This is a genomic window from Bradyrhizobium sp. S3.7.6 (genome assembly GCF_054061875.1).
The window spans coordinates 1,316,128-1,340,381 of sequence record NZ_JBSSEQ010000001.1 but is presented as its reverse complement, the minus strand read 5'-3'; the positions used below and the strand labels follow the sequence as shown (position 1 = coordinate 1,340,381).

The window sequence follows — 24,254 nt, the reverse complement described above, 5'->3', positions numbered from 1 at the left end:
GACGGGGTGGGGTGATCTCTCCACACGCGACACTGCCCGAGTGGAGAGATCACCCCACCCCGCTCGCGCTGCGCGCGATCGACCCTCCCCCTCCAGGGGAGGGTAAGAGAAATCAAAACGACGTTCCCGCCCGCCTGGGCTTGGCCTCTTCCATCTCCGCGTCACGCGGCACCGGTGAAATACGGAGCGCGGTGATGCGGTTGCGTTCGCGGCGGAGGACGCGGAAACGGAAGCCGTGGAACGTGAAACTCTGGCCGCGGTCGGGGATCGAGCGCGCCTCGTGAATGACGAGACCGGCGACTGTCGTTGCCTCCTCATCGGGCAGGTGCCAGTCCATGGCGCGGTTGAGATCGCGGATCGGCACCGAGCCGTCGACCACGACCGAGCCGTCCGGCTGGGCGCGCACGCCGGCGACCACGACGTCGTGCTCGTCGGAGATGTCGCCGACGATTTCTTCCAAAATGTCTTCCAACGTCACGAGACCTTCAACCTCGCCGTACTCGTCGACGACGAGCGCGAAATGGGCTTTTCGGCGCCGGAACGCCTTGAGCTGCTCGGAGACCGGGCGCATTTCCGGCACGAACCAGGGCGGCAGCGCGATGGTGGAGACGTCGATGCGCGAGGTATCGCCGTCGGATGCGCGGATTGCGCGCAACAAATCCTTGGCGTGAAGCACGCCGATGATGTTTTCCGGCTTCTCGCGCCACAGCGGAATGCGGGTGTACTCGGTCGCCAGCACCTCGCGCACCAGTTCCTCCGGCGGCAGGTCGGCATTGATCATCATCATCTCGGTGCGATGGATCATGACGTCGGAGACCTGGAGCTCGCGCAGATCGAGCAGGCCGCCGAGCATGTCGCGGTCCTGCTTCTCGACCTTGCCCTCGTGGTGCAACAGGTCGACCGCGCCGCGCAGGCGCTCGGTCGGCGACAGGATCGCCTGGTGCTCGCCGGCCAGACCAAACAAGCGCATCAGCAGACGGACGATGACCTCGACGATCCGCAGCAACGGTCCCAGCACATACATCGTCAGCCGCATCGGGCGGGCGACCGCAAGGGCCATGCGGTCGGGCGCGTTGATCGCGATGGTCTTCGGCAGCACCTCCGCGAAGATCACGACCAGCGCCGTCATCACGCCGGTGGCATAGAGCACGCCGACATCGCCGAACCAGGCCGTGAAGATGCTGGTGGCGAGCGCGGACGCGCTGATATTGGCGATATTGTTGCCGAGCAGCAGCGCGCCGATCAGGCGCTCGCGCATGTCGAGCAGCTGCGAGACGACATCGGCGTCGTGGTTACCCTGCTTGGAGAGCCGCAGCATGCTGGCGCGCGAGGCGCCGGTCAGCGCGGTCTCGCTCGCGGCGAAGAAGCCCGAGACGAGCAGGCAGAGAATGACGATGGTGAATCCGAGCCAGTCCATGCACCACTCAAAAACCGGTTAGCCGCGCATCAAGCCTTTTGCGCGAGCTTCTCTTTGAGGAAATCGCGCACCGGCGCCGGCTCGACGTCCTTCGCGATCACGGCACGCCCGACCGCCTCCAGCAGGATGAAGGTGAGCTTGCCGCGCTTGACCTTCTTGTCCTGCGCCATCAACGCCATCAGCGCGTCGGCGTCGGCGAGCCCTTCCTGCGCGAAACCGGCGATGTCCTGCAGGCGCGTCGGCAGGCCAGCCTCGATGAGGTGACGCTCGACGCGCGCGGCATCGGCCTCGCCGATCATGCCAAGCTTCGCCGAGAACTGCGCCGCCAGCGTCATGCCGATCGAAACACCCTCGCCATGGAAGAGGCGATCGGAGAAACCGGTCGCGGCCTCCAGCGCGTGACCAAAGGTATGGCCGAGATTGAGCAGCGCGCGCTCGCCGGTCTCGCGCTCATCGCGCGAGACGACGCCGGCCTTGGCGCGGCAGGAGGTCGCGATCGCGTGCTCGCGCGCCGAGCCGCCTTTGAAGATATCGGAATGGTTCTTCTCCAGCCAGGTGAAGAAGGCTTCGTCGCCGAGCACGCCGTATTTGGCGACTTCGGCATAGCCGGCGCGGAATTGCCGCGGCGACAGCGTGTCGAGCACGGCGGTGTCGGCAATCACCAGCACGGGCTGGTGGAAGGCGCCGAGCAGATTCTTGCCCTGCGGCGAATTGATGCCGGTCTTGCCGCCGACGGAGGAATCGACCTGCGCCAGCAGCGAGGTCGGCACCTGCACGAAATCGACGCCGCGGCGCAGGATCGCGGCCGCAAAGCCGGCGAGATCGCCGACCACGCCGCCGCCGAGCGCGATGACGAGATCGTTGCGCTCGATCTTCGCGGCGATCAGGGCCTCGCTGACCTTTTCGAGGCCGGCATAGGTTTTGGAGATCTCGCCTTCCTCGACCACGATGCGCGAGGTCGGAATGCCGGCAGAAGCGAGCGACGCTTCGGTCGGCTCGAGCCAGTATTTTGCGACGGTGCGATCGGTGATGATTGCCGTACGCACGCCGGGCCGCAAGCGCGCGACACGTTCGCCGAGCGAGGCCAGCACGCCGCGGCCGATGACGATGTCATAGGCGCGATCGCCGAGCGCGACGTCGACGTTGACAGGATCTGAATGTTTCAACGGCGCAGTCATCGTACGGCACTCGCAACGTCGGCAGGTGATTGGGCGGCTTGTTCGCCGCGGAAATGGGCGCGCAGCGTCTCGATGCATTCCTCGACGATCTTGTCGTGCGGCACGTCGCGCGAGGCGATGGTGAGGTCGGCATGGCGATAGATCGGCTCGCGCTCGGTGAGGAGGCGCGTCACGGTTCCTTCGGGATCGGCGGTCTGGAGCAGCGGGCGGTCGGCGCGGCGGCGCACCCGGCGCATGATGACGTCAGGGTCGGCTTTGAGCCAGATCGAGACCGCCTTGGCCGCAATGCGGTTGCGCGTCTCCTCGCGCATGAAGGCACCGCCGCCGGTCGCCAGCACGATCGGTTCGCCGTCGAGCAGGCGCGCGATCACCCGCGCCTCGCCATCCCGGAAATACGGCTCGCCATGGCGCTCGAAAATCTCCGGTATGGTCATGCCGGCATGAGCGACCTCGATCTCGGTGTCGGCGTCAACGAAGGGCAGCTTGAGCCGGGCCGCCATGCGGCGGCCGATGGTGGATTTGCCCACCCCCATCATGCCGACGAGCACGATCGAGCGCGTCCCGAGCGCCGACAGGATGTCGGCCTCAGGGGCAGCTTGTATCGGCAACGCGGCGTCGGGCATAAATCTCGCTCTGGGTCTCGCTCGATCTGCCGCCGGAGGCGGCATGCTTTGGCCACCTATACGACCCCCTCGGGGCCCTCGCCAGAGGACTCTTGCCACGAAACGGCGAACATGTTGGATGATTCCATTGGTTAATTTGGACGCCTGAGACCCTCCCGAGACCTTGCCCGATGCCCAGCCTGTTCCGCTTCCTGACGGTCGTCGCCGTGCTCGCCGGCATCGTCTATGGCGTGGTCTTCGCGCTGGCGAACTTTGTGAGCCCGAAGTCGCGAGAAATGACGGTGACGATCCCGCCGGATAAGTTTCTCAAGAAATAGGAGCTAGCCTCCAGGGCATGCGCGTACAGCCCTCAGACAGCAAGCTCACCGGCCTGTTCCTCGACATGCTCGCGGCGGAACAGGGCGCCGGCCCCAATACGCTCGACGCCTACCGCCGCGACCTCACCGATTTCTCGGAATTTTTGGGCCGCGTCGGGCACAGCTTTGCCGACGCCGAGACGCAGATCCTGCGCGATTATCTCGCCGATCTCGACAGCCGCGGCTTCAAGTCCACCAGCGTCGCGCGGCGGCTGTCGGCGATGCGGCATCTCTACCGCTTTCTCCTGAACGAGCGCATCCGCACCGAGGATCCCGCGGCGATCCTGTCCGGCCCCAAGCGCGGCCGCGGCCTGCCGAAGGTGCTGTCGATCGCGCATGTCGACCGCATGCTCAGCCGCGCCAAGGAATTGAGCGAGGCGGAGGACGCTTCTCCCTCGAAACGGCTGCGCGCGTTGCGGCTCTATTGCCTGCTCGAGGTGCTCTACGCCACCGGCCTGCGCGTCTCCGAGCTGGTGGCGCTGCCGCGCTCCGCGGCAAAACGCGACGCCCGCATGATCGTGGTGCGCGGCAAGGGCAACAAGGAACGCCTGGTGCCGCTCAACGAGGCCTCGCGGCAGGCGATGGCCGACTATCTCGCGGCGACGGAAGCGGCAAAAGCCGACAAGAAGAACAGCGTGGCCGCCTCGAAATGGCTATTCCCATCGTTCGGCGAGAGCGGGCATCTGACGCGGCAGCATTTCGCCCGCGACCTGAAAGAGCTTGCTGTCGCCTCGGGGCTGCAGGCCCGGCTGGTCTCCCCGCACGTGTTGCGCCACGCCTTTGCCAGCCACCTCCTGCACAACGGCGCGGATTTGCGCATCGTGCAGACCCTGCTCGGCCACACCGATATCTCCACGACCCAGATCTACACCCATGTGGTCGAGGAGCGCCTGAAGAGCCTGGTGCGCGACCTGCACCCGCTGGCGGAGAAATAGTTCTCTTGTAGCCCGGATGGAGCGCAGCGAAATCCGGGGCCGCCCGCCTCGCGGAAAGACCCTCCCGGATTGCGCTTCGCTCCATCCGGGCTACAGGCAACCCATGAAACCGCCTTGACTTCGGCCACATCTCCGCAGAAAGAGCCGTGGCCTCACGCATGATTTGGCGGGCTGCTTTAGAGCGCACAAGCCAACTCATTGAAGAAGCTACATTTCTTTCCGCCGGTCCAAACCTGCTTCGACGCCCCGCCCCGTCCTCGCTATATTGAGTTGATGCCAGATCACATGCGCAGCTATCTCGACTTCGAAAAGCCGGTCGCCGAGCTCGACTCCAAGGTCGACGAGCTGCGGACGCTTGCGGCCTCGGGCACCGATATCTCCGAGGAGATCGGGAAGATCGAGGACAAGGCGGCGCAGGCGCTGGCCGACCTCTATCTGAACCTGACGCCGTGGCAGAAGACGCTGGTCGCGCGGCATCCGCAGCGGCCGCATTTCAACGACTTCATCAAGGGCCTGATCACCGAATTCACCCCGCTCGCGGGCGACCGCAAGTTCGGCGAGGACGAGGCGCTGGTTGCCGGCTTCGGCCGCTTCCGCGGTGAGGCCATCTGCGTGATGGGCCAGGAAAAGGGCGATTCCACCGAGAGTCGCATCCGGCACAATTTCGGCATGGCGCGGCCCGAGGGCTATCGCAAATGCGTGCGGCTGATGGAGATGGCCGAGCGGTTCGGCCTGCCCGTGCTGTCGCTCGCCGATTCCGCCGGCGCCTATCCCGGCATCGGCGCCGAGGAGCGCGGCCAGGCCGAGGCGATCGCGCGCTCGACCGATGCCTGCATGGCGCTGACCGTGCCCAACGTCGCCATCATCACCGGCGAGGGCATGTCGGGCGGCGCCATCGCCATCACCACCGCCAACAGGGTCCTGATGCTGGAGCACGCGATCTACAGCGTGATCTCGCCCGAGGCCGCCTCCTCGATCCTGTGGCGCGACGGCTCCAAGGCGCAGGAAGCCGCCAACAACATGAAGATCACCGCGCAGGACATGCTGCGCTTCGGGGTGATCGACAGCATCTTGAAGGAGCCGGTCGGCGGCGCCCACCGCGACCCCACCGCCATGATCGCCACCACGGGCGATGCCATCGCCAAGGCTTTTGACGAGCTCCGCGGCCTGGACGGCGACACCATCCGCAAGCAGCGGCGGCAGAAATTCCTCGATATCGGCCGGAAGCTGGGCTGATTCGGCCGTTTTCGGTGCCGTAGAGTGGGCAAAGCGAAGCGTGCCCACCATTCCAAACAGTATGGGGAGCGAGATGGTGGGCACGGCGCTTTGCGCCTTTGCCCACCCTACAAGACCTTTCGGGCGGCCCCCGACGCCCCGGTAACTCCCCGTTAACCCTTTTTTGCCCAAATCAGCGATCTCTGTGCGGATTGGGCCGGAAGGCCCAAGTACGGCCCAAAGTCGCGTCCATTTAGTCTTCGTTGACCATGCCACTGGGCCAACGGGCTCGTGATCCCAGCTCGGGTTGCGACCACATGACCCAGAGGTTAGAATTTTAATCAATGGCTTCAGGGCACAAGCGCTGGAGCGTGGTTCGAAAACGCCCGTCACGACGGGTCCGGATCTCCGGTCGGATCATGCTTCGAGATTGGGGTTCGCGCTCTCTGCCCGGCACGGTGTGGGGTCCATCTTGATTTCTCGTTCGCTTGCTCGCGCGCTTTTGGCTTCGGTTGCGCTGCTGACAGCCAGTGTTCTGCTGGCCGGCTGCGACACCGACCAGGTCTCGCTCGCGACCAACGCCAAGGCCAACCAGCCGGTGCCGCCAAAGCTTCTCGCCGCGATGGTCGAGAAGGACATGGACCTGCAATCGCCGATCCTGGTCCGCCTGTTCAAGCAGGAGGCCGAGCTCGAGGTCTGGAAGCAGGCCCGCAACGGCCAGTTCGCGCTGCTCAAGACCTATCCGATCTGCCGCTGGTCGGGCGATCTCGGTCCGAAGGTGCGCGAAGGCGACCGCCAGGCGCCGGAAGGATTCTACTCGATCAATCCGGGCCAGATGAATCCGCAGTCGGCCTACTATCTCTCGTTCAACACGGGCTATCCGAACGCGTTCGACAAGGCTCTGGGGCGCACCGGCTCGCAGCTGATGGTGCATGGCGATTGTTCGTCGCGCGGCTGCTACGCGATGACGGACGAGCAGATCGCGGAGATTTATTCGCTTGGCCGCGAGTCGTTCTTCGGCGGCCAGAAGGCGTTCCAGCTGCAGGCCTATCCGTTCAAGATGACGCCGGTGAACATGGCCAAGCACCGGAACAACCCGAACATGCCGTTCTGGAAGATGATCAAGGAAGGCTATGATCATTTCGAGGTGACGCGGCAGGAGCCGAAGGTCGATTTCTGCGAGCGCAAATACGTGTTCGACGCAACGAAGACGCCTGACGCGAAGCGCGATCCGGTGTTCGACGCGTCCGCGAAGTGCCCGGCCTATGTGATCCCCGAGAACATCGCCAGCGCGGTGCGCGACAAGGATGCGCGCGACCAGGTCGAATACAACAAGCTCGTCGCCAAGGGCACGCCGATCGCGCGCATGAACACCGGCATCGACGGCGGCATGAACAAGATTTTTGCCTCGAAGATTCCGGAGGGATCGACCGGACTCTCGGAGAACGCCGAAGGCTCGACCCTGGAGATGCTGGCGATGGCGAAGGCGCCGGGCACGATCCCCGGACACGTCAATCCGCCCAAGCCCAATCTCGATGCGGTCGCCGCCGCTCCCGTGAACCAGGAGCCGGTCGTCGCCGTCAGCGCGCCCGCCGCCACCACCCGCGTCGCCGCGGCCGCGCCGGCCAGCGAGAAATCCCAAGAGAAATCGTCAGGCGGCTTCTTCTCCAACCTCGGCCGCAAGATGGGCCTCGGCACCGCCGACACGACGGCGACCACGCCTCCCCCGCAAGCGACCGCGTCCGTGGCCCCTGCCGCTGCGCCCGCAACGCCACCCACCGCGACATCGAGGCTGAAGGCCGCAGTGACCCGGTTCGTGCCCGGCCGCGATACGTCCAAGGACGCGCCTAAGCCGGCCGTCGCCGCCGCCAAGCCGGCCGAACCGGTGAAGCCGGACACGCGCCTCGCCGCGACGCGGCCGGCGCTGAAGCCGTCGGTGTCGGATGGCGCGAGTGAAGCGACGCAGATCATGGGCGCCGCGCCGGTGGTGTCGTCGAACTCGTTCGACAGCCGCTTTGGGGCGGTGAAGTAAGGGCGGCGCTCCGCTTAATCTCTCCGATCCATCTCAGCCTGACGCCGTCATTCCCCTTGATGAGGTACAGTGAGAGCGCTGCGCCTCACTCAAAGACGGGCAGCGCGACCTACGGCGCCAGGTACCGCATCAGCTCCGGATTGACGCGCACATCGTTCGCCTGCCCTTGCAGCGCGACCCTGCCGCGGTCCAGTACATAGGCGTAATCGGCGACGCGCAGCGCGAGGTCGAGGTGCTGCTCGACGATGATGACGGCGATGCTCTTCGCGAGCTCGATCAGGCGCTCGGTGATCTCCTCAATCACTCCGATCCAGACGCCTTCGGTCGGCTCGTCCAGCAACAACAGCTTCGGATCGCCCAGCATCGCGCGGCCGATGGCGAGCATCTTGCGCTCACCGCCGGAGAGGGTGCCGGCGGGCTGGTCGAGGCGCTGGCCGAGTTTCGGGAAGATAGTCAGCACATGGTCGACCGCGTCGTCCTTCTTGCTGGCGAGCGAGCCGACCGCGAGATTGTCGCGCACCGACAGGCGCGCGAATACCGAATGCTCCTGCGGCACGTAGCCGATGCCGGCGCGCACGCGCTCCTGGGTCGCGCGGCGGCTGATGTCGCGCCCGTCGAAGGCGACCTCGCCCTTCCACGCCGGCAGCTCGCCGACGATGGTCTTCATCAGCGTGGTCTTGCCTGCGCCGTTGCGGCCGAGCACGGCGACGCCGCCGCGCCAGGGAATGCCGAGGGTGACGTCGAACAGGACCTGGCTGCGGCCATAGCCCGCGTCGAGATGCTTGATGTCCAAAAATTCAGGCACGGCGCAGATAGATCTCCTGAACGGATTTGTTGGCCTGGATCTCCGACACGGTGCCTGATGCCAGCACCTTGCCCTGGTCGAGCACGGTCAACCGATCGCAAATGTCGCGGATGAAATCGAGGTCGTGCTCGACGATGACGAGCGAGCAATGTTTTTTGATCGGCTGAAGCAATTCACCGGTGACGCGGCGCTCCTCCAGGCTCATGCCGCCGGTCGGCTCGTCCAGCAGCAGCAGCTTCGGCTTGCCCGCGAGCGCCATCGCGATCTCCAGCCATTGCTGCTGGCCGTGCGACAGTGCGGCCGCCGCGTCGAAGGCGCGATCGGCGAGGCGGAACTGCGTCAGCATGGTCATGACCTGGTCGTGCAGCGCGTCCCGCGTGCGCGAGAATACGAGATCGAACAGCGAGGACTGCGCCTGCAGCGCGAGCAGGATGTTGTCGTAGAGCGTCAGCGTCGGCAGCACGCTGGTGATCTGGAATTTCAGGCTCATGCCGGCCCGGGCCCGTTCGGTCGGCGTGAACGCGGTGATGTCGGTGTTGATGAAACTCACTTTGCCTTGGGTCGGCACTTCGGCCCCCGCAATGCACTTCATCAGCGTGCTCTTGCCGGAGCCGTTCGGTCCGATCAGGCCGTGAAACTCGTTCTCGCCGACGGTCAGCGCGGCGCCGTCGAGCGCGGTGAGCTTGCCAAAGATCTTCTTGATATCGGCAGCTTCAAGGAGCGGCATTGCGCTTCTCCTTCTCAGTCTGCTTCTCAGTCCGCTTCACGGTCTCCTTGGGCTTGGCACCAAAGCTGCCGACCCGTTCGCGCTCGCCGAGCACAAAGCTGATCAGGCCAAGTGGCCGGAACAGGATCACGAGCAGCAGCAGCAGACCGAGGATGATCGGCCAGATCTCGCGATAATTGTCAGAGAGCCAGAAGCTGACGCCCTCGACGATCACGGCGCCGATGACGGCGCCGATCAACGTGCCGGAGCCGCCGAACAGCACATAGAGCACGACCTGCGTCGAGACGACGACGCCGACCATGTTGGGCCAGACGAAACCTTCATGGAAGGCATAAAGGCTGCCGGCAAGACCTGCGATGGCGCCGCCGATCGCGAAGATGATCGCCTTCAGGTGCTGTACCTTGTAGCCGAAGAAGGCGATGCGCTGCTCGTTCTCGCGCAGGCCCGCAAGCGCCAGGCCGAATTGCGAGCGTACCAGGAAGCGGCAGAGCAGGTAGACCACGACGAGGATACCGAGCACGAGATAGTAGAAGGCCGGGCCCTCAGTAAATTCGTAGCCGCCGAGCGACATCGGCGCGATCGAGGGGATGCCGTTCTGGCCGCCGAGATAGTACCAGCCGCGCGCGAGGCGATCGGCGGCGTAGGAGCCGGTCAGCGTGCCCAGCGACACGAAGATGACGCTGGAGGGGTGCCGTCCAAGCAGCAGGAAGCCGCCGAGCAGCAGCGCGAAGGTGAGGCCGATCAGCGTTCCCGCCGGCAGCACCACGAAGATGTTGGTGATGTCGAGGTCGCGCGCGAGCAGCGCGACGCCATAGCCGGCCGAGCCGAAGAACAGGGCCTGGCCGAAGCTCATGATGCCGGCATAACCCCAGACCAGATCGAACGACAACGCGAACAGCGCGAGGATGATCACGCGGGTCGCGAACACGGTGAGGTAGTCCTGCAGCACCAGCGGCGCGAGCAGCGCCGCGACGAGCACGACGCCCTCCACGATCGGCAGGACCTTTCGTCCTGCCTTGACCTGTTCCTTGGCCTGTCCCGCGGCCACGCGTTCAGCCATCGCACCGTCCGCTTCGTCGCCGGCGATGGCTTCTCTTACCACAGTCATCGACTTCGGCATTCCGCCTCAGCATTCCTTGGGATCGACGAGCCCGTCGCTGCGTCCGACGATCTCGTAGTTCCCACCCTTGGCGACCGCGGTGTACATCTTCATCTTGCAGTGCCGCTTGCCCGGCACCATCTCGGCCGGGCCGCCCGGGCCTTCGGCGATCTTGGCGTGATCGAGAGTGGCGGCAACCGAGTCGCGATCGACCTTGCCGGCTTCCTTCACGGCCGCTTCCCACAGCTTGAGGCCGCGATAGGTACCGGTCGCGGCACTGCCGGCCGCGAACAGGAAGTTGCCGGGAAAGTCCTTCTCGTACGCCGCCTGGATTTTTGCGTCGAACGGGTTCTCCTTGGTCAGCACCTTGAAATAGTCGAGGCAGCTTGCGAGCCCTTCGATCTCGGCGGCCTGGTTGATGTTGAGCGTGTTCTCGTCATAGTAGACGCAGGCTAGGCGCCCGCCGTTCTTGAGGAAGCCCGCTTCATAGAGCTGCTTGAAGAACGGGCCGACGCCCGGCGGAATGACAGTGTTGAAGACGACGTCGACCTTGTTGGAGATGATCCGGTTGACGGTCGATGAGAAGTCGATCTGGTCGAGCGGGTAATATTCCTCGAACACGACCTCGCCGCCGTTCGCCTCAATGACCTTGCGGGCGTAGACGTTGAGCGTGTGCGGCCAGACATAGTTGGCGCTCGGCAGCGCGAACTTCTTGCCGCCGTTCTTGATCAGCCAGGGGATGAACTCGTCACACTGCTGCGCCGGCGTCGGCCCGGTGCAGAACAGATAGGGTGTGCACTCCTTGCCTTCGTAGAGCTGCGGATAGATGTAGAGCGTCTTGCCGCGCGCCACGATCGGGTCCTTGATCGCGTTGCGCATCGACGAGGTGATGCCGCCCAGCACCATGTCGACCTTGTCGCGCTGGATCAGTTTTCGGACGTTGCCGACGGCGACGGATTCGTTCGACGCAGTGTCCTCGATATAGAGCTCGAGCGGACGGCCGAGCAGGCCACCGGCCGTATTGATCTCCTTGATCACCATCTTGGCGACATTGGCGTCGGCATTGCCGGCATAAGCGATCGGGCCGGTGAGATCGGTCGCGATACCGACCTTGATCGGGCCTTCCGCCGCGTTCGCCCACGGCGCCGGGATCACCCAGCTTCCGACGCCGGTCGCGACCGCGCCGGTGGTAAAGGCAAGATTGGAGAGGAAGCGGCGACGCGAAAGCTGAGTACGATCGAACATGACTAAACCCCTTTTCCAGCGATGAGGCCCTGTGGCCGAAATTTGATGAAGACAATGGCGAGCACGAAGACGAGGACGTCGGCGACGACGGGCGCCATCACCCATGGCAGCGCGGCACTGAGGGTGCCGATCACGCCGGCGCCCGCCACCGGTCCGATGAAGGAGCCGACGCCGCCGACCATCACCGCGACAAAACCCTGGATCAGGAAACGCAGGCCGAGATCGGCGTACAGGCTGAACACCGGCACGATCAGCGCACCGGCAAGGCCGGCGAGCGCGGAGCCAAACGCAAACGTGGCGCCGTACATCAGGGGCGTGGAGATGCCTGAGGCCCGCGCCAGCGAGGGATTTTCCAGGGTGGCGCGCATGCGCAGGCCAAAACTCGTGCGCGACAGCAGGAGGTAACAGCCCGCCATCACCAGGAGCGTGATGACGATGATGGTGAAGCGCCAGGCCGAGATATGCATGGCGCCGATATCGATCGAGCCGCCGATCGGCTCGGGCACGGTCAGATAGAAGCCACCGATCAGGCCGCGCACGGATTCGCGGATGATCAGGCCGAGCGCATAGGTGCCGAGCATCGCCACGATCGGCGCGGCGTAGAAGCGGCGGATGATCAGCGCCTCCAGCACGAAGCCGAGCGCACCGACCACGAAGGGCGCCGCGACCATGCCGGCCCAGATCGGCAGGCCCTTGGCGTAGGCGAGATAGGTGATGTAGGCCCCGAGCAGGACGAACTCTCCTTGCGCGAAGTTGAAGATGCCCATCATGCTGGCGATGATGCCGAGCCCCAGCACGATCAGGACGATGATCGCGCCGAAGCTCAGGATTTCGAACGCCGCGACGAACGCGTTAGCCATGCGCTGGATTCTTATTTTTACGCGTTTTCTTGACGCGAACCGGTATCCACTTCGCTTGAAAACGCTCTGGTCCGTCCGTCTGCATCGATGCCTCGCTCACATCTTCTTCCAGTCGCCGATCTGCTCGAAGGCATGCGCGGCGCGGTAGATCGTGGATTCCTCGAACATGCGGCCGACCAGCATCAGTCCGACGGGCAGGCCGTCGACCATGCCGCAGGGCAGCGACATCGCGGGATGATGGGTGATGTCGAACGGCGCTGTGTTGGAGATCATCTCGAGCGCGCGGGCGACGTAGTCTTCGCGGCTCGCGGTGGGCTCCGGCAGCTTCGTCGCCTTCATTGGCGTCGTCGGCAGCAGCAGCAGGTCGTATTCGCCGAACGCCTTGTCATAGGCCGCGGTCAGGCGACGCGAGATGTTGAGTGCCTTGCCGTAATAGCGGGGACCGAAGCTGTTGTTGATGTAGGTCCCGAGCATCAGGAACAGTTTTGTCGTCTCCGATAGCGAATCCGCCTGCCGGCGCCAGCCGCGATGGAAGTCCATCAGCGAGGTCGAGTAGAGGTCGGAGCGGCTGAGGCCATAGCCATCGCCATACATCATGGTCTGGGTCATGCCCTCCGTGCCGATCGGCGTCCAGATCGCGGGACCGACAAGATGCATCGGGATCGAGACGATCTCGACCGTGGCGCCAAGGTCCTTGAAGCGCTTGGCGGCCTCGCGGACGCTTTCGTTGACGGCGGCCTCCGCGTTCGCCTGCTCGAAGCCTTCCTTGAGGATGCCGATCTTCATGCCCTTGACGCCCTGGCCGAGCGCCTTGGTGTACTCCTCGACCTTCGGCGCCTTGATGCGGGGATCGTAGCCGTCGTCGCCGGCGAGCACTTCGAGCAGCAGCGCATTGTCGGCGACGGTCGCGGTCATCGGACCGGTGTGGTCGACGAAGACCTCGATCGGCATGATGCCGGTGTAGGGGACGAGGCCCCAGGTCGGCTTCATGCCGTAGGTGCCGCAGAACGAGGACGGCATGCGGATCGAGCCGCCCTGGTCGCCGCCGATCGCCATGTCGACCTCGCCGAGCGCGACCACGACGCCGGAACCGGAGGACGAGCCGCCGGCCGAATAGCCCATCTTGTGCGGATTGTGCACGGCACCGACCGCACCGGTGTGGCTGCCGCCGGACATGCAGAAGGATTCGCAATGCACCTTGCCGGCGATCTCGGCGCCGGCATCGAGCATGCGCGTGACGATGGTGGCGTCGAAATCGGGAACATAGCCTTCCAGCGTCGCCGAGCCGTTCATCATGGGCACGCTGGCGAGCATGATGTTGTCCTTCAGCGCGACGGTCTTGCCCTTGAGCTTGCCGCTCGCCGCACCCTTCACGGTCGACTTGCGATACCAGGCGTTGCGCGGGTTCTCCTCGGGTGAGGGCCGGTAGCCCGGCGTGCGCGGATATTTCACCTCCGGCACTTCGTCCGGCATCGCGCCGACGAGATTATAGGCCTCGATCGAGCCCTGCATCAGGCCGCGGAACGAGGCGACATCGGCATCGGTCAGCGAAAGGCCGCACTGCTTGGCGACGTCAAGAAGTTGGGCAGGCGTGGGAAGGACAACTGTCACGGCGCTCTCCTGAAGTTTCTTGGTACGGTCCCTGCGCGCGGCCGCGATTGGCGCGACGCGCGCAGCGGCCCTGCTGAAACATTCAAAGCGGAAATATTTTCCTTTTCAAGTATTATTTTAAGATGGGGCTGTCCGGATTGCCGCAGCAGGCTCAGACCGGCTTGATCAGCTTGAAGTCGAGGCCGTCGGCCTCCGCGAGATACATCTGCATGCGGGCGTGGCCGTTGCGAACGACGACCGGGCCGCGCGCGCCGCCGTAAACGATGTTGCGGCCCGCCGCGAGCATGGGCGCCATCGACAGCGAACCTGCCTTTTTCGCCACGGCTTCGAGGAAACGCAGGCCTTCATAGCTGGACTGGCCGAGCGATCCGATCGGCGGGGCGTTCGGCCCGAACATCGCGCGATAGCGGATCTGGAAGTCGTCATTGGCCCGCGAGCCGATGCCGGAGAAATAGCCGGATGCGCAGAACATGTTCTCGCTGTTGTCGGCGCCGATGCCGAGCAGCACCGTCTCGTCCATGGCTCCCGCCAGCCGCAGCGTCGTGGCGCCGAGGCCGCATTCGCCGAAAGCACGATTGAAGGTGACGCTGTCGGTGCCGATCAGCGAGATCAGCACGACATCGGGCCGCGCGGCGCGGATGCGCGCCAGGTGCGGCTCGTGATTGTCCTCGCCGAGGGGGACGAACTCCTCGCCAACGACGTGGCCTCCGGTTTCCTTGATGTAGTTCTTCACGGCGCGGTGCGATTGCCAGGGCCAGACGTAATCGCTGCCGATCAGGTACCAGCGCGACGCCTTCTTGACGTCGGCAAGCCAGTGGATCGACGGCCGGCTCTGCCAGCGCGGCGTCTCGCCGATCGCCATCACGCCGGGCGTGCGCTCGCCGCCTTCGTAGACCGGCGTATAGATGTAGGGGATGCGGTGACGCGTGGTGACGTCGCGCAAGCCGACGCGGACCGCGCTGGTGTGCAGCCCGACGATGAGATCGACCTCGTCGAACGCGATCGCCTGTTCGGCGCGGTTCAGCACCTCGTCGAGCGGCCCGCCGGCGTCGTAGATCGACAGCTCGATCTCGCGGCCGAGGATGCCGCCGCGCTTGTTGATCTCGGCAACGGCGAGTTGCGCGCTGTTGGTCGCGCAGGGGCCCCACACACCCGGCGATCCCGTGCAGCAGATGAAACCGCCGATGCGCAGCTTGTTCGCGCCACGCCGCCTGAGGAAAGCATGATCGCCCGGCGACAGCGAGCTATCGGCGCCCGACGACGACAGATTCCTCAGCAGCAAGGACGGCGGCATCGCCGGACTGCCGTGAGCCGGGAAGTTTACCGTCGCGTGCACGCCAACTCCTGTCTGGCACCAGACCTGAAAGCACAATGAGCAGGCGGCCGCGGCATCCGCCCTTTTGTTAGGCAATCATCCTATTTTGAAAATATTGAATATTCAACAATTGAAGTGCATATAGAAGCAGCATTGATTGCAAGACATTCACTCATTTGGGTCAAGACGAAGTCTTAGCCGTGGCAAAACCGAACTCCCCGATCACCGAACACCTCGCCTACCTGCTCGCGCAAGCCAACCGGGAGATCAACCGGCAGCTGGAACTGCGGCTGAGCAAGGAAGGCGTTCCCGTCGAGCAGTGGCGCATCCTTAAGGTGTTGTCGGACGGCGATGGCCACTCGATGGGCGAACTCGCGGACGCGGTGCTGCTCAATCATCCGACGCTGACCAAGATGATCGACCGCATGGTCTCCGACACGCTGGTCTATCGCGTGCAGGACCCGAATGATCGCCGCAAGGTTTTGATGTTCATCTCCGACCGCGGCAAGGTGCTGTGCAAGAAGCTCAACTCGCTCGCGGTCGACCAGGAGGAGCACATCCTGGAGAGCTACGGCGACAAATCGACGAGCGAACTGAAGCGGCTGCTGGAGAGCTTGATCGACAGCTCGAATTGAGCGGCGTCGATTTCAATCTCATCGTCGTCCTGGACAAGCGAAGCGGAGCGCCAGGACGACGATGTGGTGCGAGTTGCACGCCACACACTCGGCTGTCATCGCCCGATTTAATCGGGCGATCCAGTATTCCAGAGACAGTTTTGATTGAACCGAGAAGCCGCGGCGTACTGGGTCGCCCGGTCAAGCCGGGCGACGACAGTGGAGAGTGAGGCGCCGACGTCGCGCCTCACAGCGGAGCTTAGCGGCTAGCCGTACCGCCCGTGGCAGTGCTTGTACTTCTTGCCTGAGCCGCACGGGCAATCCTCGTTGCGGCCGACCTTGCCCCAGCTTGCGGGGTTCTTCGGATCGCGAAGAGCTGCGTCGGAAGCCTGCGCACCGAGCGTGACGCTGGCGAGCGCCATTTCGTCCTCGCCGGTGTTCGGGTCGAACTTGTGCGCTTCCATCGGCGGCAGCACGGGGGCTTCCTGCTCCGGCGGGACGATCTCGACCCGCATCAGCTGCGCCGTGACGGCCTCGCGCAGATGCGCGCTCATCTCCTGGAAGAGATTGAAGGCCTCGGTCTTGTACTCCTGCAACGGATCGCGCTGGCCGTAGCCACGCAGGCCGATGACCTGGCGCAGATGGTCGAGCATGATCAGATGCTCGCGCCAGAGATGGTCGAGCGTCTGGAGCAGAATGGTCTTCTCGACGTAACGCATCACGTCGGGACCCCATTGCCCGACCTTGGCCGCCATGTGCTCGTCGGCTTTGGTCTCGATGCGGGTGAGCAGCTCCTCGTCGGCGATGCCCTCTTCCTTGGCCCATTCGTCGACCGGCAGGTCGAGATCGAGCACGCGCTTCAGCTCTTCCTTCAGGCCGGCCACATCCCACTGCTCGGCATAGGCATGCTCGGGCACGTGCTTGGCGACGAGGTCGTCGATGAAGGCGTGGCGCATGTCGGTAACGGTCTCGGCGACGCTGTCGTCCTTCATCAGGTCGACGCGCTGATCGAAGATCACCTTGCGCTGGTCGTTCTGGACGTTGTCGAACTTGAGCAGGTTCTTGCGGATGTCGAAGTTGCGCGCCTCGACCTTCTGCTGCGCCTTCTCGAGCGCCTTGTTGATCCAGGGATGGATGATCGCCTCGCCTTCCTTGAGGCCGAGACGCTGCAGCATGCTGTCGAGGCGATCCGAGCCGAAGATGCGCATCAGATCGTCTTCCAGCGACAGGAAGAACTTCGAGCGGCCGGGGTCGCCCTGACGGCCGGAACGGCCGCGCAGCTGGTTGTCGATGCGGCGGGATTCGTGACGCTCGGATCCCATGATGTAGAGGCCGCCGGGCTTCTTCACGGTCTTGGCGGGCTTCGAACCCTTCGCCGGCTCGATCTCGACCTCTTCCTCGGCCTTCAGCACGATCTCGCGGAAGTGCTCGATGTCGGCCTTGATCTGCTCGATCTTCTTCGCCTTCTCCGCCTCGTCCTCGATGCCGGCAGTCTCCTGCTGGATCCGCATCTCGAGCGAGCCGCCGAGCTTGATGTCGGTACCGCGGCCGGCCATGTTGGTGGCGATCGTGATCGCGCCAGGCACGCCGGCTTCCGCGACGATATAGGCTTCCTGCTCGTGGAAGCGCGCGTTCAGCACCGCAAACAGTTTTGCCGGCTTGCCGGCGCGGGCCGCGGCGTACAGCTTCTGCATCGAATTCTCGTTGCCGAAATCGATCTGCCGGTAGCCGTGCTTCTTGAGGTATTCGGCGATCACTTCCGATTTTTCGATCGAGGCGGTGCCGACCAGCACCGGCTGCAGCCGCGCATTGGCACGCTCGATCTCGGCCAGGATCGCGGCGTATTTCTCGTTCTGGGTACGATAGACCTCGTCGTCCTCGTCGAGGCGGCCGACCGGCACGTTGGTCGGGATCTCCACGACTTCGAGCTTGTAGATGTCGAAGAGTTCGTCGGCTTCGGTCAGCGCCGTGCCGGTCATGCCGGCGAGCTTTTCGTACATCCGGAAATAGTTCTGGAAGGTGATCGAGGCCAGCGTCTGGTTTTCCGGCTGAACCTGGACATGCTCCTTGGCTTCAAGCGCCTGATGCAGGCCTTCCGAATAACGTCGGCCGGCCATCATGCGTCCCGTGAACTCGTCGATGATGACGACCTCGTCGTCGCGGACGATGTAGTCCTTGTCGCGCGTGAAAAGCGTGTGGGCGCGCAGCGCCTGGTTGATGTGGTGCACGACGGAAACGTTCTCGACGTCGTAGAGCGACTCGCCCTTGAGCTGGCCGGCGTCGCGCAGCAACGTCTCGATCTTCTCCATGCCACCTTCGGTCAGCGTCACCGTACGCTGCTTCTCGTCGACCTCGTAATCGGTCTTGTCGAGCTTGGGCAGGAAGCCGTCGATGGTGTTGTAGAAATCGGAACGGTCGTCGAGCGGGCCGGAGATGATCAGCGGCGTGCGCGCTTCGTCGATCAGGATCGAGTCGACTTCGTCGACGATGGCGTAGAAGTGCGGGCGCTGGACCATGTCCTCGAGCCGGTACTTCATGTTGTCGCGCAGATAGTCGAAGCCGTATTCGTTGTTGGTGCCGTAGGTGATGTCGCAGGCATAGGCCGCCTTGCGTTCGGCATCGTCCAGGCCGTGCACGATCACGCCAGTGGTCAGGCCGAGGAAGCCGTAGATCTGGCCCATCCAGCCGGAGTCGCGGCGGGCGAGGTAGTCGTTGACGGTGACGACGTGAATGCCCTTGCCGGCGAGCGCGTTGAGATAGACCGCGAGCGTTGCGACCAGCGTCTTGCCTTCGCCGGTCTTCATCTCGGCGATGTCGCCCTCGTGCAGCACGATGCCGCCGATCAGCTGCACGTCGAAATGACGCTGGCCGAGCGTGCGCTTGGCGGCTTCGCGCACGGTGGCGAAGGCCGGCACCAGCAGATCGTCGAGCGTTTTGCCCTCGGCGAGCTGTTTCTTGAACTCGACGGTGCGGGCCTTCAGTGCCTCGTCGGAGAGTTTCGAAACCTCCGGCTCCAGCGCGTTGATCGCGTTGACGCGGGACTGGTATCCCTTCACCCGCCGGTCGTTGGCGGAGCCGAAAAACTTGCGGGCGAGCGCGCCGATCATGCCTAGTTCCTGTGTTCGCGATTCAACCGCGTTGCAGCCAAGAAGTTGTCACCCCCCTGCCTATCAACTCACCGTGACGCCTGATGGCGACAGAGCCCGGACTGCGGGGGGTCATCCGCCATATGGGTGGGAATTGGGCAAGTCTGGGTTCAACGGCCAAAAACGCAGCAAAATAAACGCCATCGCCATGGTCGCGACCGGGCAGAGATATGGCCCGGTCAGGGCCTTGTCAACGGCGGGCGCATTGCGGCTAATTCATCATTTTGACAGACTTTTCGCGTTGCCAAGCCCCCCTGAATTGGGCGAGTGTCCGCCCCGCTAGAGCAGCCCCCTGCTTCAACAAAAGGATTTTCCATGACCACCTCGTTCCCGGTAACCAAAACCGGCCTGCGCTTCGGCCTCGCCACCGCCCTCGTGGGCTGCCTTGCGTTGGCGCTGATCGCGGGTCCCGGCCGGGCTGCCGACGATCCGGTGCTGGCGAAGGTCAATGGCGCGGAAATCAAGAAGAGCGACGTTGCCATGGCCGAGGAGGAACTCGGGGCGAGCCTCGCCCAGATGGACCCGGCGACCAAGGACGAGAACGTGCTGTCCTTCCTGATCGACATGAAGATCGTCAGCAAGGCTGCCGAGGACAAGAAGGTCGCCGACGGCGACGAGTTCAAGAAGCGCCTGGCGTTCGCCCGGAACCGCCTGCTGATGGACAGCCTGCTCGCCAACGAGGGCAAGGCCGCCACCACCCCCGACGCCATGAAGAAGGTCTATGAGGAGGCCTCCAAGCAGATCACCGGCGAGCAGGAGGTCCGCGCCCGCCACATCCTGGTCGAGACCGAGGACGAGGCCAAGGCGGTGAAGGCCGAGCTCGACAAGGGCGCCGATTTCGCCGAACTCGCCAAGAAGAAGTCCAAGGATCCGGGCTCCGCCGATGGCGGCGACCTCGGCTTCTTCACCAAGGAGCAGATGGTGCCGGAGTTCTCGGCCGTGGCCTTCACGCTGGAGCCGGGCAAGATCTCCGATCCCGTGAAGTCGCAGTTCGGCTGGCACATCATCAAGGTCGAGGAAAAGCGCAACCGCAAGGCGCCGGACTTCGAGCAGGTCAAGGCCCAGATCGAGCAGTACGTCACCCGCAAGGCCCAGGCCGACTACGTCGCCAAACTCCGCGCGGAAGCCAAGGTCGAGCGGACGGACCAGCCGGCAGCGGATGCCAAACCGGATGCCAAGCCGGCCGACCCTGCCAAGCCGTCCGACAGCAAGATGGCGCCCCCCGCGAAGAAGTAAGAATTCGCTGTCACTTCGCGGACGCCAATAGTATCTAACGTCGCAATGGCCGGGCAAATGCCCGGCCATCTGCATATCCAGACCTCACCAAGGCGCCCCGATGTCCTCCTCCGTCTCCCCGCTCGCCCCCAAAACTGTCCCCGACATGCCCGTGATCGCGGGCGTCCGCCTTGCGACGGCCGAAGCCGGCATCCGCTACAAGAACCGCACCGACGTGCTGCTGGCGGTAATGGACAAGGGCACCGCGGTCGCGGGCGTCTTCACCAAGTCGAAATGCCCCTCCGCGCCGGTGGAATGGTGCCGCGCCAAGCTGAAGGGCGGCAAGGCGCGCGCGCTGGTGGTGAATTCCGGCAACGCCAATGCCTTCACCGGCAAGACCGGACGCAGCTCCACCGCGCTGACCGCGAAGATCGCGGCCAAGGCGGTCGGATGCAGCGAGGGTGAGATCTTCCTGGCCTCGACCGGCGTGATCGGCGAGCCGCTGGACGCGACCAAGTTCGACGGTGTGCTCGGCCGGCTGGCCGAGACTGCCGAGCCCGGCGACTATCTCGCCGCGGCCAAGGCGATCATGACCACCGATACCTTCCCCAAGGTCGCGACCGCGACCGTCAAGCTCGGCAAGGCCAAGGTCACCATCAATGGCATGGCCAAGGGCGCCGGCATGATCGCCCCCGACATGGCGACGATGCTGTCCTTCATCTTCACCGACGCGCCGATCGCGCCGGCCGCCCTGCAAGCCCTGCTCAAGAGCGGCGTCGAGGACACCTTCAACGCGGTGACGATCGACGGCGACACCTCGACCTCGGACACGCTGCTGGCCTTCGCCACCGGCGCCGCCGCAGAGCACGGCGCACCAAAAATCAGCCGGGCCAGCGATCCCCGCCTGAAGGCCTTCGTGAAAGCCTTCAACCAGGTGCTCGCCAATCTCTCCGAGCAGGTCGCCCGCGACGGCGAAGGCGCGCGCAAGCTGGTCGAGATCACCGTGGAAGGCGCCAAGACCAAGGCGTCGGCGCGCAAGATCGCGATGTCGATTGCGAACTCGCCGCTGGTCAAGACCGCAATCGCCGGCGAGGACGCCAATTGGGGCCGCGTGGTGATGGCGGTCGGCAAGGCCGGCGAGCCGGCCGATCGCGACAAGCTCTCGATCTCCTTCAACGGCATCCGCGTCGCCAAGAGCGGCGCGCGCGATCCGTCCTATGACGAGGCGCAGGTGTCGGAAGCGATGAAGGCCCCGGAAATCGCGATCAAGGTCTCGCTCGGCCTCGGCAAGGGTCGCGACCGCGTGCTGACCTGCGACCTGACGAAGGAGTATGTCGCGATCAACGGGGATTACAGGTCTTAAGCGAACGCCGATGGCCGATCTCAAACTGACATTGGTGGTGGCCTGCGCGCTCGTCGACGCCGACAAGCGCGTCCTGATCGCGCAGCGCCCGGAGGGCAAGACGCTTGCGGGCCTCTGGGAATTCCCCGGCGGCAAGTGTGAGCCCGGCGAGCGGCCGGAGCAGAGCCTGATCCGCGAGCTGCACGAAGAGCTCGGCATCACCGTCGCCGAACCGTGCCTGGCGCCGCTGACCTTTGCGAGCTACGGCTACGAGACCTTTCACCTGCTGATGCCGCTTTACATCTGCCGGCGCTGGGAGGGGCTGGTCACCCCGCGCGAAGGCCAGACCCTGGCCTGGGTCCGCGCCAACAAGCTGCGCGACTACCCGATGCCGCCCGCCGACATCCCGCTGATCCCGCATCTGATCGACTTGCTGATGTGAGTACGGACCTCATCCCGAGGAGCGCGGCACGCGCGTCTCGAAGGATGGCCACACGGCAAGAGCGGGGCCTGTATGGTTCTCGCGGCGATGCGAAGCATCGTCCGCTAAGCGCGCCTTACGCGCCTCCTCACCATGAGGATCACTCCTTCCCCGCCTTCTTCACCGCCTCCGCCAGGCTCGCCTTGGCCGACCCCGGCTTCAGCGGCTGCTGCTGGCTCGCATGCGGGGCCCAGCCGGAGAGCCAGATGATGTCGAATGTCGCACGGATGCGGCCGTCGGCATCCGCAAAGCGTTCGGCGTAGATTTCGGCCATCCGCAGCAGCGTCGCGCGGGGCGTCGGCGTGCGCCGCCGCTCGATCAGCACATTGGCCGCGCCCATGCGGCGGAGATCCTGCATCAGCGCAAACGCATTGGCGTAGCGCACCACCACGCGGTCAACATCGGTGACCGGAAGTGCAAAGCCCGCCCGCTGCAACAGCGCGCCGATGTCGCGCAAATCCGCGAACGGGGCCACGCGCGGCGACACGCCGCCGTCGCATTCGGCCTCCGCCGCGGCAAATGCCTGCCGCAGCTCCGTTAAACTGTCGCCGCCGATCATCGCTGCGAGCAGCAATCCGTCCGGCTTCAGCGCACGCCGCACCTGCGCAAGCACCCCCGGCAGGTCGTTGACGAATTGCAGCGCCAGCGCCGAGACGACGAGGTCGAGACTTTCCGGGGCAAAGGGCAGTTTTTCCGCGCCCGCTTCGTCGAGCGCGATCCGCCGAAGTGATGGCGGCCCCGTGAGCCCCTCTCCGGGCGTCCAGAGATCGGCCGCAGCGTGAAACTCCCGCATCACGGCGGCCAGCCGGTCGGTCATGTCCTCTGCAACACGATCGAGCAGGAATGTCACCTCGCCCTGCGCATGTGCGCGCCGCTGCCGCGCATGCAGCAATGCGCGATCGAACAGAGCGGGCGGGGTTTGCGGGTTCTGGGCCATGCCGCTGGTTACGCCGATCACGACCGCCATGGCAATCTCCTCTCTCGTGTCCCGGACGCGCAGCAGCGCTCTTAGCGCTGCTGCGCAGAGCCGGGACCCAGAAGGCACCACCGCACGATGCGGTGAGATGGGCCCCGGCTCTGCAGCGCACCGCACCGGACGATGCTTCGCATCGCCGGGAGCGCTGCGCTGCGTCCGGGGCACGAGACCGATTCAGTCGCTTGAGCGGCTCTTCCCATAACGCTAGCCTGCCCCCATGGAAGCCGACGCCGCCCCCACCCGCTCCATCGCCGCGCCGTTGCGTGCCGCGTGGACGGCCGGCCGCCACGTGCTGTCACGCGCCGCACGGCTCGCGCTCGACATTGCGCTGCCTACGCTGTGCGTGTCCTGCCGGGAGCCGGTCGATGGCGAGGGCGTCTGCGCGGCCTGCTGGGCGCGGCTGTCGTTCATCGAACGGCCCTATTGCCCGCGCCTCGGCATTCCCTTCGTCTACGATCCCGGCCCCGAGATGCTGTCGATGGAGGCGATCGCCAGCCCGCCGGCGTACACGCGCGCACGCGCGGCGGTGCGCTATGACGACGTCGCGCGCACCCTGGTGCATGCGCTGAAATACCAGGACCGCACCGATCTGGCACCGGCCATGGGCCGCTGGATGGCGCGCGCGGGCGCCGAACTGCTCACCGGAGCCGACATGCTGGTGCCCGTTCCCCTGCATTGGCGCCGGGCGTGGCGGCGCCGCTACAACCAGTCCGGGGCGCTGGCGCACGTCATCGCGCGGCAGAGCGGTGTCAGGGTGCGCGGCGAAGTGCTGCGCCGGGTGCGCGCCACCGAGCAGCAGATCGGCCTGTCGCGGACCCAGCGCGCCACCAATGTGCAGGGCGCATTCCAGGTATCCCCCGACCGCCAGGCGGAAATCCAGGGCCGCCGCATCGTCCTGATCGACGATGTCCTGACCTCGGGGGCGACGCTGGACGCCTGCGCGCGGGCCTTGTTGCGCGCCAAGGCGGCCCAGGTGGACGTGCTGGTCTTCGCCCGGGTTGTCGAGAGCGGCCCCCGTCCCATATAATTCAATGACTTCATGACATGAGAGCGCCACACGAC

21 protein-coding genes are annotated in these 24,254 nt (G+C 65.0%); 9 read left to right on the top strand and 12 right to left on the bottom strand.

The window, feature by feature from the left end:
- Window positions 1-112: 112 nt before the first annotated feature.
- From ACVJ5M_RS06360 to ACVJ5M_RS06350, 3 genes are read right to left on the bottom strand one after another with little or no spacing between them, the layout of a single operon-like run.
- Window positions 113-1,417, bottom strand: a complete 1,305-nt coding sequence (locus ACVJ5M_RS06360) for an HlyC/CorC family transporter (protein ID WP_354100020.1) — start codon at window positions 1,415-1,417, stop codon at window positions 113-115.
- 29 nt (window positions 1,418-1,446) lie between these two features.
- Window positions 1,447-2,595: a 3-dehydroquinate synthase gene (aroB, locus tag ACVJ5M_RS06355; protein ID WP_063980626.1), complete on the bottom strand. Its 1,149-nt coding sequence runs from the start codon at window positions 2,593-2,595 to the stop codon at window positions 1,447-1,449.
- Window positions 2,592-3,218: a shikimate kinase gene (locus ACVJ5M_RS06350; protein ID WP_063980625.1), complete on the bottom strand. Its 627-nt coding sequence runs from the start codon at window positions 3,216-3,218 to the stop codon at window positions 2,592-2,594. The genes aroB and ACVJ5M_RS06350 overlap by 4 nt, the downstream gene beginning before the upstream one ends.
- A gap of 170 nt (window positions 3,219-3,388) precedes the next feature.
- On the opposite strand from ACVJ5M_RS06350, the gene ACVJ5M_RS06345 reads away from it, so the two are divergent.
- The 4 genes from ACVJ5M_RS06345 to ACVJ5M_RS06330 all read left to right on the top strand — a co-directional run bounded on the left by ACVJ5M_RS06345 (window position 3,389) and on the right by ACVJ5M_RS06330 (window position 7,756).
- A complete protein-coding gene (locus ACVJ5M_RS06345) occupies window positions 3,389-3,535 on the top strand; it encodes a hypothetical protein (protein ID WP_035730492.1) in 147 nt (48 codons plus the stop codon).
- Window positions 3,536-3,552: 17 nt separating this feature from the next.
- On the top strand, window positions 3,553-4,509 hold the full coding sequence (xerD, locus tag ACVJ5M_RS06340) for a site-specific tyrosine recombinase XerD (protein WP_063980624.1): 957 nt from the start codon (window positions 3,553-3,555) through the stop codon (window positions 4,507-4,509).
- Window positions 4,510-4,782: 273 nt separating this feature from the next.
- Window positions 4,783-5,745, top strand: a complete 963-nt coding sequence (locus tag ACVJ5M_RS06335; protein WP_063986022.1) for an acetyl-CoA carboxylase carboxyltransferase subunit alpha — start codon at window positions 4,783-4,785, stop codon at window positions 5,743-5,745.
- Window positions 5,746-6,196: 451 nt separating this feature from the next.
- Complete coding sequence (locus ACVJ5M_RS06330; protein WP_225048569.1) at window positions 6,197-7,756, top strand: L,D-transpeptidase family protein; 1,560 nt, start codon at window positions 6,197-6,199, stop codon at window positions 7,754-7,756.
- A 109-nt stretch (window positions 7,757-7,865) separates the two neighbouring features.
- Here the strand turns inward: ACVJ5M_RS06330 and ACVJ5M_RS06325 are convergent, their stop codons facing one another.
- From ACVJ5M_RS06325 to ACVJ5M_RS06295, 7 genes are all read right to left on the bottom strand, one after another.
- Entirely contained in the window at window positions 7,866-8,561 is a 696-nt protein-coding gene (locus tag ACVJ5M_RS06325) for a branched-chain amino acid ABC transporter ATP-binding protein (RefSeq protein WP_063980622.1), read from the bottom strand.
- Window positions 8,554-9,288: an ABC transporter ATP-binding protein gene (locus ACVJ5M_RS06320; protein WP_063980621.1), complete on the bottom strand. Its 735-nt coding sequence runs from the start codon at window positions 9,286-9,288 to the stop codon at window positions 8,554-8,556. Before ACVJ5M_RS06320 ends, ACVJ5M_RS06325 begins: the two co-directional genes overlap by 8 nt.
- On the bottom strand, window positions 9,275-10,408 hold the full coding sequence (locus ACVJ5M_RS06315; RefSeq protein WP_063980620.1) for a branched-chain amino acid ABC transporter permease: 1,134 nt from the start codon (window positions 10,406-10,408) through the stop codon (window positions 9,275-9,277). Before ACVJ5M_RS06315 ends, ACVJ5M_RS06320 begins: the two co-directional genes overlap by 14 nt.
- 6 nt (window positions 10,409-10,414) lie before the next feature.
- The gene (locus ACVJ5M_RS06310) at window positions 10,415-11,632 is read right to left on the bottom strand and encodes a substrate-binding protein (RefSeq protein ID WP_063980619.1); all 1,218 of its coding nucleotides are present in this window, start codon (window positions 11,630-11,632) and stop codon (window positions 10,415-10,417) included.
- A gap of 2 nt (window positions 11,633-11,634) precedes the next feature.
- The gene (locus tag ACVJ5M_RS06305) at window positions 11,635-12,492 is read right to left on the bottom strand and encodes a branched-chain amino acid ABC transporter permease (RefSeq protein ID WP_063980618.1); all 858 of its coding nucleotides are present in this window, start codon (window positions 12,490-12,492) and stop codon (window positions 11,635-11,637) included.
- Window positions 12,493-12,588: 96 nt separating this feature from the next.
- Window positions 12,589-14,103, bottom strand: a complete 1,515-nt coding sequence (locus ACVJ5M_RS06300) for an amidase (protein WP_354100021.1) — start codon at window positions 14,101-14,103, stop codon at window positions 12,589-12,591.
- A 151-nt stretch (window positions 14,104-14,254) separates the two neighbouring features.
- Window positions 14,255-15,439, bottom strand: a complete 1,185-nt coding sequence (locus ACVJ5M_RS06295; protein ID WP_063980616.1) for a substrate-binding domain-containing protein — start codon at window positions 15,437-15,439, stop codon at window positions 14,255-14,257.
- Window positions 15,440-15,618: 179 nt separating this feature from the next.
- Between ACVJ5M_RS06295 and ACVJ5M_RS06290 the strand changes: the two genes are divergently transcribed.
- Complete coding sequence (locus ACVJ5M_RS06290) at window positions 15,619-16,053, top strand: MarR family winged helix-turn-helix transcriptional regulator (protein ID WP_014490415.1); 435 nt, start codon at window positions 15,619-15,621, stop codon at window positions 16,051-16,053.
- Between the two features lie 245 nt (window positions 16,054-16,298).
- On the opposite strand, the gene secA is transcribed toward ACVJ5M_RS06290, so the two are convergent.
- Entirely contained in the window at window positions 16,299-19,139 is a 2,841-nt protein-coding gene (gene secA, locus ACVJ5M_RS06285) for a preprotein translocase subunit SecA (protein WP_231143790.1), read from the bottom strand.
- Between the two features lie 354 nt (window positions 19,140-19,493).
- Between secA and ACVJ5M_RS06280 the strand changes: the two genes are divergently transcribed.
- The 3 genes from ACVJ5M_RS06280 to ACVJ5M_RS06270 all read left to right on the top strand — a co-directional run bounded on the left by ACVJ5M_RS06280 (window position 19,494) and on the right by ACVJ5M_RS06270 (window position 22,177).
- Window positions 19,494-20,414, top strand: a complete 921-nt coding sequence (locus ACVJ5M_RS06280; RefSeq protein ID WP_063980581.1) for a peptidylprolyl isomerase — start codon at window positions 19,494-19,496, stop codon at window positions 20,412-20,414.
- Window positions 20,415-20,514: 100 nt separating this feature from the next.
- The gene (gene argJ / locus ACVJ5M_RS06275) at window positions 20,515-21,756 is read left to right on the top strand and encodes a bifunctional glutamate N-acetyltransferase/amino-acid acetyltransferase ArgJ (protein ID WP_063980580.1); all 1,242 of its coding nucleotides are present in this window, start codon (window positions 20,515-20,517) and stop codon (window positions 21,754-21,756) included.
- Window positions 21,757-21,766: 10 nt separating this feature from the next.
- Entirely contained in the window at window positions 21,767-22,177 is a 411-nt protein-coding gene (locus ACVJ5M_RS06270) for a (deoxy)nucleoside triphosphate pyrophosphohydrolase (RefSeq protein ID WP_028159577.1), read from the top strand.
- Between the two features lie 139 nt (window positions 22,178-22,316).
- Here the strand turns inward: ACVJ5M_RS06270 and ACVJ5M_RS06265 are convergent, their stop codons facing one another.
- A complete protein-coding gene (locus ACVJ5M_RS06265) occupies window positions 22,317-23,183 on the bottom strand; it encodes a methyltransferase domain-containing protein (RefSeq protein WP_063980579.1) in 867 nt (288 codons plus the stop codon).
- 226 nt (window positions 23,184-23,409) lie between these two features.
- On the opposite strand from ACVJ5M_RS06265, the gene ACVJ5M_RS06260 reads away from it, so the two are divergent.
- Window positions 23,410-24,219 carry a ComF family protein gene (locus ACVJ5M_RS06260; protein ID WP_063980578.1) on the top strand — a complete coding sequence of 270 codons (810 nt, stop codon included), beginning with the start codon at window positions 23,410-23,412 and terminating at the stop codon, window positions 24,217-24,219.
- The last annotated feature ends 35 nt before the right edge of the window (window positions 24,220-24,254 follow it).

Excerpts from the sequence above, each read along its gene's own strand:
- ACVJ5M_RS06360 (WP_354100020.1), bottom strand. The coding sequence starts at position 1,417 with ATGGACTGGCTCGGATTCACCATCGTCATTCTCTGCCTGCTCGTCTCG.
- aroB (WP_063980626.1), bottom strand. The coding sequence starts at position 2,595 with ATGACTGCGCCGTTGAAACATTCAGATCCTGTCAACGTCGACGTCGCG.
- ACVJ5M_RS06350 (WP_063980625.1), bottom strand. The coding sequence starts at position 3,218 with ATGCCCGACGCCGCGTTGCCGATACAAGCTGCCCCTGAGGCCGACATC.
- ACVJ5M_RS06345 (WP_035730492.1), top strand. The coding sequence starts at position 3,389 with ATGCCCAGCCTGTTCCGCTTCCTGACGGTCGTCGCCGTGCTCGCCGGC.
- xerD (WP_063980624.1), top strand. The coding sequence starts at position 3,553 with ATGCGCGTACAGCCCTCAGACAGCAAGCTCACCGGCCTGTTCCTCGAC.
- ACVJ5M_RS06335 (WP_063986022.1), top strand. The coding sequence starts at position 4,783 with ATGCCAGATCACATGCGCAGCTATCTCGACTTCGAAAAGCCGGTCGCC.
- ACVJ5M_RS06320 (WP_063980621.1), bottom strand. The coding sequence starts at position 9,288 with ATGCCGCTCCTTGAAGCTGCCGATATCAAGAAGATCTTTGGCAAGCTC.
- ACVJ5M_RS06315 (WP_063980620.1), bottom strand. The coding sequence starts at position 10,408 with ATGCCGAAGTCGATGACTGTGGTAAGAGAAGCCATCGCCGGCGACGAA.
- ACVJ5M_RS06310 (WP_063980619.1), bottom strand. The coding sequence starts at position 11,632 with ATGTTCGATCGTACTCAGCTTTCGCGTCGCCGCTTCCTCTCCAATCTT.
- ACVJ5M_RS06305 (WP_063980618.1), bottom strand. The coding sequence starts at position 12,492 with ATGGCTAACGCGTTCGTCGCGGCGTTCGAAATCCTGAGCTTCGGCGCG.
- secA (WP_231143790.1), bottom strand. The coding sequence starts at position 19,139 with ATGATCGGCGCGCTCGCCCGCAAGTTTTTCGGCTCCGCCAACGACCGG.
- ACVJ5M_RS06280 (WP_063980581.1), top strand. The coding sequence starts at position 19,494 with ATGACCACCTCGTTCCCGGTAACCAAAACCGGCCTGCGCTTCGGCCTC.
- argJ (WP_063980580.1), top strand. The coding sequence starts at position 20,515 with ATGTCCTCCTCCGTCTCCCCGCTCGCCCCCAAAACTGTCCCCGACATG.
- ACVJ5M_RS06270 (WP_028159577.1), top strand. The coding sequence starts at position 21,767 with ATGGCCGATCTCAAACTGACATTGGTGGTGGCCTGCGCGCTCGTCGAC.
- ACVJ5M_RS06265 (WP_063980579.1), bottom strand. The coding sequence starts at position 23,183 with ATGGCGGTCGTGATCGGCGTAACCAGCGGCATGGCCCAGAACCCGCAA.
- ACVJ5M_RS06260 (WP_063980578.1), top strand. The coding sequence starts at position 23,410 with ATGGAAGCCGACGCCGCCCCCACCCGCTCCATCGCCGCGCCGTTGCGT.